12 protein-coding genes are annotated in these 12,979 nt (G+C 68.2%); 1 reads left to right on the plus strand and 11 read right to left on the minus strand.

From position 1 onward, the window contains the following. Window positions 1-10 precede the first annotated feature (10 nt). The 6 genes from AK36_RS07135 to AK36_RS07160 form a co-directional block, all read right to left on the minus strand. Window positions 11-1,045, minus strand: a complete 1,035-nt coding sequence (locus AK36_RS07135) for a lipase secretion chaperone (RefSeq protein ID WP_014724718.1) — start codon at window positions 1,043-1,045, stop codon at window positions 11-13. Window positions 1,046-1,048: 3 nt separating this feature from the next. Next, a complete protein-coding gene (locus AK36_RS07140; protein WP_011881698.1) occupies window positions 1,049-2,143 on the minus strand; it encodes an esterase/lipase family protein in 1,095 nt (364 codons plus the stop codon). A 237-nt stretch (window positions 2,144-2,380) separates the two neighbouring features. Continuing rightward, window positions 2,381-3,475: a triacylglycerol lipase gene (locus AK36_RS07145; protein ID WP_045578167.1), complete on the minus strand. Its 1,095-nt coding sequence runs from the start codon at window positions 3,473-3,475 to the stop codon at window positions 2,381-2,383. A gap of 227 nt (window positions 3,476-3,702) precedes the next feature. Next, complete coding sequence (locus tag AK36_RS07150; RefSeq protein WP_045578168.1) at window positions 3,703-5,832, minus strand: TonB-dependent copper receptor; 2,130 nt, start codon at window positions 5,830-5,832, stop codon at window positions 3,703-3,705. An 81-nt stretch (window positions 5,833-5,913) separates the two neighbouring features. Next, window positions 5,914-6,282 carry a DUF2946 domain-containing protein gene (locus AK36_RS07155; RefSeq protein ID WP_011881695.1) on the minus strand — a complete coding sequence of 123 codons (369 nt, stop codon included), beginning with the start codon at window positions 6,280-6,282 and terminating at the stop codon, window positions 5,914-5,916. A 156-nt stretch (window positions 6,283-6,438) separates the two neighbouring features. Next, window positions 6,439-6,975, minus strand: coding sequence for a cytochrome b (locus AK36_RS07160; protein ID WP_045578169.1), 537 nt, complete (start codon window positions 6,973-6,975; stop codon window positions 6,439-6,441). Window positions 6,976-7,222: 247 nt separating this feature from the next. On the opposite strand from AK36_RS07160, the gene AK36_RS07165 reads away from it, so the two are divergent. After that, window positions 7,223-7,861, plus strand: a complete 639-nt coding sequence (locus AK36_RS07165) for a Pr6Pr family membrane protein (protein WP_045578170.1) — start codon at window positions 7,223-7,225, stop codon at window positions 7,859-7,861. Window positions 7,862-7,910: 49 nt separating this feature from the next. Here AK36_RS07165 and AK36_RS07170 read toward each other — a convergent pair whose 3' ends face one another. The 5 genes from AK36_RS07170 to AK36_RS07190 form a co-directional block, all read right to left on the minus strand. Continuing rightward, on the minus strand, window positions 7,911-8,645 hold the full coding sequence (locus tag AK36_RS07170; protein ID WP_045578171.1) for a peptidoglycan DD-metalloendopeptidase family protein: 735 nt from the start codon (window positions 8,643-8,645) through the stop codon (window positions 7,911-7,913). A gap of 374 nt (window positions 8,646-9,019) precedes the next feature. Then, the gene (locus AK36_RS07175; protein WP_011881691.1) at window positions 9,020-9,361 is read right to left on the minus strand and encodes a DUF4148 domain-containing protein; all 342 of its coding nucleotides are present in this window, start codon (window positions 9,359-9,361) and stop codon (window positions 9,020-9,022) included. Window positions 9,362-9,560: 199 nt separating this feature from the next. Next, window positions 9,561-10,973: an NADP-dependent phosphogluconate dehydrogenase gene (gene gndA / locus AK36_RS07180; protein WP_011881690.1), complete on the minus strand. Its 1,413-nt coding sequence runs from the start codon at window positions 10,971-10,973 to the stop codon at window positions 9,561-9,563. 97 nt (window positions 10,974-11,070) lie between these two features. Further along, entirely contained in the window at window positions 11,071-11,712 is a 642-nt protein-coding gene (locus AK36_RS07185) for a DUF938 domain-containing protein (RefSeq protein WP_045578172.1), read from the minus strand. After that, on the minus strand, window positions 11,709-12,629 hold the full coding sequence (locus AK36_RS07190; RefSeq protein WP_045578173.1) for an NAD-dependent protein deacetylase: 921 nt from the start codon (window positions 12,627-12,629) through the stop codon (window positions 11,709-11,711). Before AK36_RS07190 ends, AK36_RS07185 begins: the two co-directional genes overlap by 4 nt. Window positions 12,630-12,979: the final 350 nt, after the last annotated feature.

Raw genomic sequence — 12,979 nt, forward strand, 5'->3', positions numbered from 1 at the left:
GCGCGTGCGGTTACCGCGTGCCGGCCGCGCTGCGATCGAACGCCGCGGCGCGCACCGCTTCGCCCGGCTTCGTGAAGATCCGCTGCCGCAGCGCCGCGATCTGCGCATCGCGATCCTGCTGCGACAACCCGGCCGCATCGATCTGCGCGCGCTGCGCCGCATAATCCGCGTAACGGCTTTGCCACGACGCGTCGTCCTGCTGCATCTGCACGACGCGCGCGGCCACGTCCGCACCGAGCGACTGCGTCAGTTGTGCGCGCACCGCGTCCGGCGTCGCGCCGCTCTTCTGCAATTGCGCGATCTGGTCGAGCGCCGCGCGCTGCCGCTCGGCCGGCGCGCGCGCGGCACGCTCGTCGGCCGGCATCTGCTGGTCGAGCGCCGCGAGCCGCTCCGCTTTCTGCGCATCGGTCAGCGTGCGGTCCTGCACGATCCTGAGCCGTGCGAGATCGTAGCGCTGCTGCGATTGCTCGGCACCGAAGAACGGCTGGCTCCAGTCGCCGAGCGTCCGGTGCGCGATCGACGCGCGCTGGTCGAGCGCGCGCTGCAGCGCCTCGGGATCGATCTTGTCGACCGCGCCGCCGTCCGGCAGCTTCTCGAGCGCGTCGAGATACGCACGGTAGCGGCGCCACACGTCGAGCGCCTCGGGCTGCGCGGGCGTTGCATCGAGCTGCGCGGCGATCTCGCGTGCGACCAATGCGTCGAGCGCGGCCGCAGTGAGCTCGCTGCGCGCGGTCAGGCAGTAATCGAAGAAGTCACGCACCGCGCGCACCTTCGCGAGATGCCCGCCCGAATCGAGCGGCAACCGCGGCGCGCTGGAGCCGACCAGTGGCGCCGGCAATGCGGCGCTCGCCGGCAGCGCGGCCTGACGAACTGCGGCGCTCGCGCCGTCGGCCGCGACCGCATTGGCTGGCGTGCGCGCCGCATCAGCGCCGCTCTGCGATCCCGTGCCGCTCCAGATCGCGACGCCGACGATCGCGGCCAGCCCCGCCGCACCGTATGGCGCGATCCGACGCAGCAGCGGTGCGCGTGTTTGTTGTGCACTCATCGATCACACACCCGCGAGTTTCAGCCGGTTCGCATGCGTGCGGATGACCGCGACCGGGTCCTCCGCAAACGCACCGTGCACGCCGAGCGTCTGATTGATCTCGTCGACGTGATTCCACTTGTAGTGCGTGCCCAGCACCTGCCCGTACAGCGCGCTGCATTTCGACACGAGCCCGTCGTTGCGCCCCGAGCCGCGATTGATCATCACCGTGCCGGTGGCGAGCATCGCAAGCGTCGAAGAGTCGTCCTTGTACGCGGGATCGATCAACGGAATCGTGCTGACATCCTTCGCGAGCATGACGCCGGATAGCGAAAAGGCCGGCCGAATCGCGGTGCCCGTCCACGAGTACAGCAGATGCGTATGGCCGCCGATCGTCTCGGTCGACGCGCCCGTCTCGCAGCTGCCCGGCGCGCCAAGGCCCGCGCTCGGATAGTTGACGTTGTAGACGGCGGCCTGCGACGTGGTCAGCGTCTGCAGCGCGGCCAATGCGTCCTGCTTCAGGTTGAAGTTGGTGCTCGTCAGGAATGCCATCAGATTGACGAACTTCGCGATCACCGCCGACGACAGCCCCGTCGGGTCGTAGGCGAGCACGCGCTGCACGAAGTCCGCGAACTCGGAGCCGCGGTGCGGCGTGCCGATCGTCGTCACCGATGCGACGAGTTCCGGCGCGACCGCCGCGACATAGCGCGACGTGAGGCCGCCCTGGCTGTGACCGACCAGGTTCACCCGCGTCGCACCGCTCGCGGCGAGCACCCGCTTGACGTAAGCGAGCAGCTGTTCGCCGCGCCCGTTCGGACCGTCGTCGCTCTGGAACGCCGACAGATTCGCGACATAGACGCTCGCGCCGTGCTGCTGCAGATCGCCACGTATGCCGTACCACTGATCGATCGCGCCGCCGATTTTCTCGTTGCCGTTGATGCCGTGCACGAAAACGAGCGGATAACGCGTCGCCGCGTAAGTGTCCGATGGCGCGGTTGCCGCCACGGCCGTGCGCGTCGTCGCGAGCGCCATCACGGCAGTCGCTCCCGCGAACGGCGCAGCGCTCATCGCGCATGCCGCTGCACCCGCCATCACCCTGGAACGCATCGATTTAGTCATGTGTACACCCCCGAATTCATCGTCCTCAAAGGCGTGCCGCCGGCCATTGCGTTGCCGTTGCGAACACGCGTCGGCGACGCGCACGCGCCGTTGCAGACAACGGTACCGGCGTGCGCGTCGAGGCCGAGAGTGAATCACAAACCGCGAAGGTTTGACCACCCCGCGAGACCGTTCGCCGAGTGGTCGACACGTCCCGCGACGCAACGCGACGCGCGTCGCGTTGCGCGCGAGCGGAGGTCACACACCCGCGAGTTTCAGCCGGTTCGCATGCGTGCGGATGACCGCGACCGGATCCTCCGCATACGCGCCGCGCACGCCGAGCAACTGGTTGATTTCGTCGAGGTGGTTCCACTTGTAGCGCGTGCCCAGCACCTGCCCGTACAGTGCGCTGCACTTCGACACGAGGCCGTCGTTCTGCCCGGCGCCGCGGTTGATCATCACCGTGCCGGTGCCCAGCAGCGCAAGCGTGGACAGGTCGAGCGCGTTGGCTGGATCGATCACCGGAATCGTGCTGACGTCCTTCGCGCCGGTGACGCCGAACATCGACACGGTGGGCTGAATCGCGGTGCCGGCCCACGAGTACAGCAGGTGCGTATTGCCGCCGACCGTCTCCGTCGGCGCACCCGTCTGGCAGCTGCCCGGCGCGCCGAGACCCGCGCTCGGATAGTTCTGGTTGTATGCAGCGGCCTGCGAAGTCGTCAGCGTTTTCAGCGCGGCGAGCGCGTCCTGGTTCGTGTTGTTGCTGCTGCTCGTCAGGATGCCAAAAACGTTGAAGAAGGTTGCAATCACCGACGACGACAACCCCGTCGGGTCGTAGGCGAGCACGCTCTGCACGAAGTCCGCGAACTCGGAGCCGCGGTGCGGCGTGCCGATCGTCGTCACCGATGCGACCAGATCGGGCGCGACCGCCGCGACATAGCGCGACGTGAGGCCGCCCTGGCTGTGACCGATCAGGTTCACCTTGGTCGCGCCGGTCGCGGCGAGCACCGTCTTCACGTAAGCGAGCAGCTGCTCGCCGCGCCCGTTCGGACCGTCGTCGCTCTGGAAACCGGACAGATTCGCGACATAGACGGCCGCGCCGTGCCGCTGCAGATCCTCCTGGATGCCGTACCAGTACTCGAGCACGCCTGCGTACTTGTCGGTGCCGGTAAGGCCGTGCACGAGGACGACCGGATAGCGCGTCGCCGCGTAGTCGTCCGTCGCCGCGGTTGCCGCGGTCGCCGCGTGCGTCGTCGCGAGCGTCATCACTGCGGTCGTCCCCGCGAACTGCGCGCCGCTCATCGCGCATGCCACTGCCGCTGCCACCACCCTGGAACGCATCGATCTGACCATCTATGTTCTCCTGATTATTGTGATTCTGGTGCGAATGAGATCGGATCGATGCACATTGCCCGTTGCCTCGAACGCAGCCGGCATGTGCATCGAATGCGGGAGTGAATCACGAGTGGCGAACGTTGGGTCCCGACTAGATACGGTTCTCTAATCGCTTGACGCGCCCCGCCGCTTCGGGCGGGGGCGCGCCGCTGCGCGCGCATGCTGCATCGCACACGCGCTGCGCGTTACAGCTTCGCGCTGACGCGCACCCACGCGGTACGCCCGGGCTCCATCACCGGCGCGTTCGCCGAATAACCGAAGCCCGCGTTGCCCGCGAGGTTCAGATGCTCGGTGTAGGCCTTGTTCAGCACGTTGTCGACGCCGACCGAGATCTGCACCTTCTTGCTGACGTTGTATTGCGCATGGAGCGACAGCACGCCGAACCCGCTGCTCGGACCGAAGTCCTTGCCGACCACGTTGCCCTGGTTCAACGCATAGCGATGCTGCGCCGCAACGACTCGCCACAGGCCACCGGCCGACCAGGCGCCACGGGTGTATTCGAGCCCGAAGCGCGCGTCGAGCGGCGGCATCTGCGGCAACGGATCGCCGCTCGTCGCGTTGCGCCCCCATGCATACGCGAGCGACGTCTCGACGCGCAGCGGCGCGACGGGCCGCCACGACACGCCCGCTTCGCCGCCCATGATCTGCGCGTTGACGTTGGTCGCCCGCGTGGTCGCGCCCATCATTCCGGTCGAGTAGTCGAACAGGATGTAGTCCTGTACGTAGCCCGCGTAGGCCGACACCCACGCATCGAACCGGCCGCTCTTGTACTGCGCGCCGATGTCGAGCTGCGTGGTCTTCTCCGGCCGCACCGCCGAGAACGCGTTGATCGAGCCCGCCGGGCCGCGGGTCGCGGAGAACAGCTCCCAATAGTCGGGGAAGCGTTGCGCGTGGCCGATACCGGCGTACCACGTGAGCGGCAGCGACGCGAGGTCGCGTTCATAGCGCACGAAGGCGCTCGGCAGCACGCGTGCGCGATCGTCGTCGAACGTGGGATTCGGCTTGCTCGTCATCATCCCGCTCGTCGCCGCACGCTTGTCGCGCGCGCTCGCGTAGTCGACCCGCGCGCCGCCGATCACGCGCGCCGCATCGCTCGCGAACCACGTCAGCTCGCCGAACGCGCCGGCATTCCACATCGTCGCCTGCGGGTCCCAAGGCTGGTCGCCGTAGTTCTGCCGCCCCATCGCCGAGCGCGAATCGAGCCGGTTCGACTGCGCGTCGACGCCGGTCACGAGCTTGAAGTCGTCGCCGAACCGGAGCGTCGCCGCCGCGCGCGCGCCGAACGTGCGGCGCCGCACCTCGGAGGCCATCCGCATCGGCATGCTGCTGGTCGGATCCGGCTGACGCAACGTGTAGTTGTCCATCACGTGATCGGCTTCGTTGTAGTACACCCGCGCCTCGATCCGCTCGAGCACGTCGCCGAGATGCCGCTTGTCGAACGACAGGCCGAACGTTTCGCGGCGAAAATGCGCGCCGTCCATTCCGCGCCCCGCGTAGCGGGCGTAGCCGTCGCCGGTGCCCGCCGTCAGCTCGACTCGCGTATGGTCGTCGGGCGTCCAGCCGAGCGCGGCGTCCGCGTTCCACTTGTCCCATTGCGACGGCACGGTATCGCCGTTGCCGTCCTGGTAGTCCTGCGCGTGCGCGTGATTCGCGATCACGCGGCCGTAGACGTCCGGCGTGCCGGCCGTCACGTCGACGTTCTGGTCGTTGCGGCCGAACGAGCCGCCGACCACGCTGCCGTCGAAGCGCATGCCCGGCCGCTCGAAACGCGGCGTCACGCGCTCGAACAGCACGGTGCCGGCCGACGCGCCCGGCCCGTACAGCACCGTCTGCGGCCCCTTCACGACGGTGACCTTGTCATAGCTCTCCGGCGCGATGTACGAGGTCGGCGCGTCCATCCGGTTCGGGCAGGCGCCGAGCGTCGGCAGCCCGTTCGCCAGGATGTTCAACCGCGAGCCGAACATCCCGCGCAACACGGGGTCGCCGTTGGTGCCGCCGCTGCGGATCGACGTGAAACCGGGGATCGTCTTCAGATAATCGGCGCCGTCGCTTGCCGGGAGCGGCTGACGCGGCGTCTTCGGATCGGTGACGACGACGAGCGGCGTCGTCAGCGGCGACGCGACGACTTCGACGGGCGGCAACAGCCACGCTGCGTCGTCCGGCGGCGCGCCGGCGACGCGCACGGGTTCGGCCGCGACGGCGGCGGTCATCGCGCTGACGGCCAGCGCGGGAACGGTGAGAGTGAGCACGCGCGGCACGCGCCGTGCATCGGGATGGCGCGACGCGTTCGGCGCGCGCGACGAAAAATTGGTCATGAGTAAGCCCGAGTGACGCCCTCCACGCAGCCTCGACGGACTGCACGGATAGCGGCGATGAAAGAGACGGAAGACTGCGCGTCAGGCGCGCTCGGGCGGTGCGCGTGGATACGCGCGCGGATAGCGTCGTGTGGCAGCCGCAAGCGTGCGCGGTGCGGCAGCGCCCGCGAACACGGCGGGGATGAAGGCGATCGACGCGGCGACGGGGCCGCCGATCGCGGGAACGTGCGCGAAGAAGCCGCAATAGCCGCAGGCGTCGAGATGCGCCGCGTGATCGTGCGTCTGCTGCGCCGCCCGCGCGAGATGTGCGCCGTGCCCGGTGCCGCAGACGACCGCATCGGGCGATGCGGCCTGCGCGATACGCCACTGCGATACCAGCGGCGCGGCGATCGCGAGCCAGATCGCGAACACGCCGAGCCAGGCGGTCAGATGACGATGTCGATGCAGCATGCGCGGCAATGCGTAAACAGAATGTAAAAGCAGCCGCGATGTTACAGAATGTTTAGCGCGCTGGCCAGCCGAGCGCGGCCGTAAACGACGCAGGGGCGCATGGTTGTATCGGCAACCATGCGCCCCTGCAGCGTGCGCGCGTCGAACCTGCGCGGCTTACGGCATCATGCGCCGCAGCACGTCGTCACGCCGGACGAAATGATGATAAAGCGCAGCCAGTGCATGCAGGCCGATCACGAAGTAGAAGGCGTTGCCGATCAGCTCGTGCGCTTCCTTGATCGTCGGCCGCAGCGCCTTGTCCGGGCCGAACAGCGTGAACGACACGCCGAGCCAGTCGAGCGACACCGGCTTGCCGCCCATGTTGACCATCATGATGCCGAGCAGCGGCTGCGCGACGATGAACACGTACAGCGCCAGATGCGCGAGCGTCGACAGCCACTTCAGCAACGGCGCCTGCGCGATCGCGTCCGGCGCGCGGCTCACCATGCGCCACACCACGCGCAGCACCGACAAGGCGAGCACGAACGTGCCTGCGGTCAAATGCACGTTCATCCAGAACGCGCGGCTGTCGCTGCCTTTGGGGCCGCGAACCTCGATGGCCAGATAGGCGAGCGCAACCAGCAGGAAGACGGCCCAGTGAAAGAAGATAGCCGGCGTGCTGTAGCGCGACTGTTTCGCGATTATGTTTTTCATCGTTGCTCTCATGTTGCTCGTGGAGTATGCGCGGCCGGCACGGGCCGCGGCTGCCCGGCGCGCGGCGGCTGTCGCGATTGTAGCGTCGCGGGCAGCGGGTATTGCACGACTGGATCAAATATCCGACGAATCAGAGCGGCGCGGCGGCATGGCGGCATGGCGGCATGGCGGCCATATGGAAAGTCCGCATCGCGCGCGTGCACGGCTGTGGCACGATGAAGCTTTGGTGCGACGTTGCGCAGGCATCATGAGCAAAGCGTTCTTCGTTGCGGCCTACCGGCTCGTCGCCGCGCTGCTCGCGGTGTCCACCACGCTGCACAGCGTCGCCGGCCGCTGGGGCCTGCCCAGTTTTCATCTCGGCAACTATCTCAGCTATTTCACACAACTGAGCAGTCTGTACGCGGCGGCGATGCTGATCGCGGGGCTGTCGCGCATTCCACGCACCGGCTCCGCGCGCTACGAGTCGATGCGCGGCGCGGCGGTGCTGTACGTGCTGATCACCGCGATCGTCTACGAGCTGCTGCTCGCGCGGCTCGATGCGTTGCGTCACGTCACGCCACCCCTGAACAACTGGGTGCTGCACCGGATCGTGCCGCTCGTCGTGCTGTGCGACTGGCTGTACGTGAGGCCGCGCTCGCCGATTCCGCGCCGCAGCACAGTCGCGTGGCTCGGCTTTCCGGTCGTCTATCTCGGCTATACGCTCGTGCGCGGCGCACTGGAAAACTGGTACCCGTATCCGTTCGTCGATCCGCGGCCGCACGGCTACCTGCCGGTCGCCGTTCAGTGTTCGCTGATCGCGCTCGGCGCCGCGGCGCTCGCGCTGGGGATTCGCTGGCTCGGCAATCGTCCGGCGCGGCTCGGCGCCGCGCAGCTCGAGGACGGGTGAAGGCGGGAACGTGTGCGCCGCGCGGCGCACACGTCGTCATGCGATGGCGTCAGCCGCCGTTGCGCGCCAGGAAGTTCATCGGATCGGCGACCTTGCCGTTCTGGCGAACTTCGAACTCGAACGTCGCGCGTCCGCTCGGATCGGTGCCCATCTCGGCGATCGGCTGCCCCGTGCGCACCGCGTCGCCTTCGTTCACGAGCAGCTTGCCGTTGTGCCCGTACGCGGTGATCAGGCCGTTTTCATGCTTCAGGATCACGAGCGGCCCATATGCCTTGACGCCCGTCCCGGCATAAACCACGCGCCCGTTCGCCGCGGCGCGCACCGAATGATCGGGCCCCGACGCGGCAATCACGATGCCGCGCGTCTTGCCGGCCGAGAACGGCGTCGCGACGATGCCGGTAGCCGGCCATGCCAGCGAGCCCGGCTGCGCGGAGGCGGACGGCGCCTGCGTGAGCGACGTCGCGGCCGGCGGCGGCGCGACGCGCAGCACCTGGCCGGGCGACAGCGCGTCGTTGGGCGACATGTGGTTCCAGCTCGCGACGTCCTGCACGCGCTGCCCGTAGGCAGCCGCGACGCTCGCGAGCGTGTCGCCCGGGTTGACGCGGTAATAGCCGGCGATCACGCCGGGCGTCGCGGCCGACATGGGCGTCGACGATCGCATCGGCTGCCAGCTGTCGGTCCACGGCGTCATCGTACAGCCCGACAGCGCCGCGGCCGCGACGACCAACGCCGCCTGCGGCAGCCAGCGCGTCAGCGCCTCGTGGATCGGAATCGTTTCTCTCAAGGGTCCTCCGGGGTTTGCGTCGTTGCGCCGCCCACCGCCCTCCGGCATGCGACGCACGATGTCCGGCCGCACGGCCGGACCAACCAGTATCCGACCGCTGGCGCGGCCGGCAGTTTCCACTGCGGAACGTCGGCGCGAATGGGCTCATCGGCCCCTTTTTCGCGTCGTCCCGCCCGGCAAAGATACCATTGGTCGCGCCCATGCCCGCGACCCGTAGCCGATCCCGCAACAATCTTGCGGCTGCCGCCGCCCGCTCGCGACCGGTGCAGCCCATGAAAACAGCCCGCCGTTCCGGGATGCGGAACGGCGGGCTGTTCGTACTGCCTGAGATCGGTCAACGCGGGCCGCGGTAGCGGCCCGCCGACCGTCGGCGATCAACGACCCTTGTAGATCGGTGCGCCGTCCGACACGCGCTTCACTTGCCAGCCGGTCTTGGCTACCGGTGCACCCGACTCTTGCTGGCCGGCCGGTTGCGCGCCGTAGCCGCTGGTATCGGCAGCGGCGACGTTCTGTTGCGGGTTCACACGCGCTTCAGCTGCCTGGATGCCGACCGGGTAGTCGGTCCGGTCGCTGCCCAGCTTGTAGCCGGCCTGTTGCAGTTGGACCAGCTCGGCCTTCACTTGCGCACGGGTGACCGGCGCATTCTGTTGGGCGAACGACACGGCGGGGACGGCGAGAACGGCAGCTGCAGCGAACGTTGCGATCAGCGATTTCATGATTACCTCCGGAATTTTTTTGCTCCGCCGCACACACCATGTCTGCAGCGATGGAACCAAGTTTAGTCCGGCGAGCACCTAGGGAAAACCATGAAAGAACGAAAACACTGTTTCCGTGACGCCAACAATTCCGGGATCTGGAACCAAAAACCCTACTCAAAGAATAGAATTTCGCAACAATCGCGGCTCGCCGCCTCCCTCAGGACCAGTTCGCGTGGAAGCTGCCGGGGCGGTCGGTCCGCTCGAACGTATGCGCGCCGAAGAAGTCTCGCTGCGCCTGCACGAGGTTCGCCGGCAGCCGTTCGGAACGATAGCTGTCGAAGTACGCGACCGCCGACGCGAACGCCGGCACCGGCACCCCGGCCTTCACCGCGGCCACCACGACGTCGCGCAGCGCGGTCTGGTAGTTGGCGGCGATGTCCTTGAAGTACGGGTCGAGCAACAGGTTCGCGAGCGCCGGATCCTTCGCGTAGGCGTCCGTGATCTTCTGCAGGAAGCGCGCGCGGATGATGCAGCCCGCGCGGAAGATCTTCGCGATCGTGCCGAGATCGAGATTCCAGCCGTACTCCTCGGATGCGGTGCGCAGCTGCGCGAAGCCCTGCGCATACGAGATCACCTTGCTCAGGTACAGCGCGCGGCGCACGGCTTCGACGAACGCGGCCCGATCGCCGTCGAACGGCGCGGCAGCCGGCCCCGACAGGATCTTGCTGGCCGCGACGCGCTCGGTCTTCAGCGACGACAGCACGCGCGCGAACACCGACTCGGTGATCAGCGGCAGCGGCACGCCGAGATCCAGCGCGTTCTGGCTCGTCCACTTGCCGGTGCCCTTCTGCGCGGCGCGATCGAGGATCACGTCGACGAGCTGCTTGCCGGTTTCGTCGTCCTTCTTGCCGAAGATCTTCGACGTGATCTCGATCAGGTAGCTGTCGAGCTCGCCCTGGTTCCACTCGGTGTACACCGCGCCGAGCTCGTCGTTCGTCAGGCCCGCGACGTCCTTCAGCACCGCGTAGCTCTCGGCGATCAGCTGCATGTCGCCGTATTCGATCCCGTTGTGAACCATCTTCACGTAGTGGCCCGCACCGTCCGGCCCCATGTACGCGACGCACGGCTCGCCGTCCGACGGCGCCTTCGCGGCGATCTGCTTGAGGATCGGCTCGACCAGGTCGTACGCGTCGCGCTGGCCGCCCGGCATGATCGACGGGCCGCGCAGCGCGCCCTCCTCGCCGCCCGACACGCCGGTGCCGATGAAGTGCAGGCCCGATTGCGCGAGTTCCTGGTTGCGGCGGATCGTGTCGGTGAAGTGGGTGTTGCCGCCGTCGATCAGCACGTCGCCCTTCTCGAGCAGCGGCTTGAGCGACGCGATGGTCGCATCGGTCGCTTCGCCGGCCTTCACCATCATCAGGATCCGGCGCGGCGTTTCGAGCGACGCGACGAATTCCTCGAGCGTATAGGTCGGGACCAGATTGCGACCCGGGAATTCGGCGATCAGTTCGTCGGTTTTCTCGCGGCTGCGGTTGTACACCGACACCGCGTAACCGCGGCTCTCGATATTGAGTGCGAGATTGCGCCCCATCACCGCGAGCCCGATCACACCGATTGCTTGTTTGCCCATTAGTCAATTCTCCGGAAAAAACGGTGCGCGGCCCGAATCGGGCCGCGCGCACAGGCGAAAGGATAGTGGAAACCCGGTCGCGATGCGCGACGACGTGTCATTGCTCCGCGTGCGGCAAGCGCCGGAACACGACGCTCAGATTGTTCGCCGGCATTTCGACGACCTCGACGCAGTCGAGCCCGCAATCGAGCCCGAGTGCGACGACGGCCTCCAGATCGCGCACGCCCCACGACGCGTCGCGCTCGCGCAGTTGCCGGTCGAACGCTTCGTTGGACGGCGCGGTGTGACGGCCTTCGCGCCGATACGGACCGTACAGGAACAGCACGCCGCCCGTGCGCAGCGCGCGCGCCGCGCTGGCGAACAGCGCGGCGGTGCACGCCCACGGCGAGATATGGATCATGTTGATGCAGACGACGGCGTCGAGCGCATCGGCCGGCCACGACGCGTCGCGCACGTCGAACGCGAGCGGCTCGGCGAGGTTCGCGACGCCCGCATGCGCGGCCCACGCGGCGATCGAGCGGCGCGCCCGTGGATCGGGATCGCTCGGCTGCCAGCGCAGCCCCGGCATCGCCTGCGCGAAATGCACCGCATGCTGGCCCGTGCCGCTCGCGATCTCCAGCACGCTGCCTTGCGCCGGCAGCACGCGGCGCAGCACGTCGAGAATCGGTCCGCGGTTGCGCTCGGCGGCCGGCGCCGACAACCGTTCGGCCGGATCGGGCGATGCCGTCGGCCCGCTCACGCTGCACGCTCCGGCACGCCGGCCGCAATGCCGAGCCGCGTATTCAACGCGTCGAGCGCGGGCGCGCAATGCGCCTCGACTTTCAGCGTCAGCATCGGATCGGCACGCGTGTGGCCGAGATTCAGCGCGGCTACCGGCTTGTGCTGCGCGTGCGCCCACACGCAGAAGCGATAGCCCGAGTACACCATCAGCGACGAGCCGACCACGAGCAGCGCATCGGCCGCATCGAGCGCCTGCGACGCCAGTGCGACGCGCTCGCGGGGCACGTTTTCGCCGAAGAACACCACCGCGGGCTTCAGCAGCCCGCCGCACGCTGGGCACGCCGGCGCGCGGAACGTATCGAGCGCGGTCCATTCGAGATGCGCGTCGCCGTCGGCGGCCGGCTCCGCCTGTGCGCCGAGCAGTTCGGGGTTGTCCGTTTCGAGGATGGTCTGGATCGTCGCGCGCGCATGATCGGCGCCGCAATCGAGACACGTCACGCCGTTGATGCCGCCATGCAGTTCGATCACGTCGGCGCTGCCCGCGCGCTGGTGCAGGCCGTCGACGTTCTGCGTGACGAGGCGCTCGATCCGGCCGGCTGCGCCGAGCCGCGCGAGCGCGCGATGCGACGCGTTCGGCTGCGCGCGGCCGACCACCGGCCAGCCGATCATGCTGCGCGCCCAGTAGCGCCGGCGCGCGGCGTCGGAGCCGAGAAAGTCCTGCAGCTGGATCGGCGGCGAGCGCATCCATTTGCCGTCGCGGTCGCGATAGCCGGGAATGCCGGAATCGGTGCTGATGCCCGCGCCGGTCAGCACGAGCAGCCGCGGATGGCGCTCGACGAAGGTATGCAGCGCATCGAGCGCGGCCGGGTCGATGCCGGCGGACGGCGGGTCGTACAGGTCGTGCAGGTCGGGATCGTGCAGGCGGGTGTCGTTCATGTCGGCGGGCGGGATCGAGCGTGATCGAACGTGATGGGGCGCGCCGGAACGTCGTGCGCCCCGCAGCGGCGCTCCAGCACGCCAGCACATGATACAGAACGCTGCGCGATCCGGCCGGAGGCCGGCACACGACCGCGATGGCGCAAAAAAAGACGCCCATCGGCCACATGGCGATGGGCGCTCCAACAATTGATCCATCGGGGTAGTGGATCAACTGACAGCACAAACTCGTCGGATCCGCCGCTGCTCGGCCGGCGAACCCTACCCCTGAACTGCACCTGCGATTTCCCGGTATGGCGTGGCGGCCTGCGCGTCCACACTTCGCGGTTTTTGGCGATTCGCCGCGCCGC

It is taken from the genome of Burkholderia vietnamiensis LMG 10929, from assembly GCF_000959445.1.
Classification (GTDB): domain Bacteria; phylum Pseudomonadota; class Gammaproteobacteria; order Burkholderiales; family Burkholderiaceae; genus Burkholderia; species Burkholderia vietnamiensis.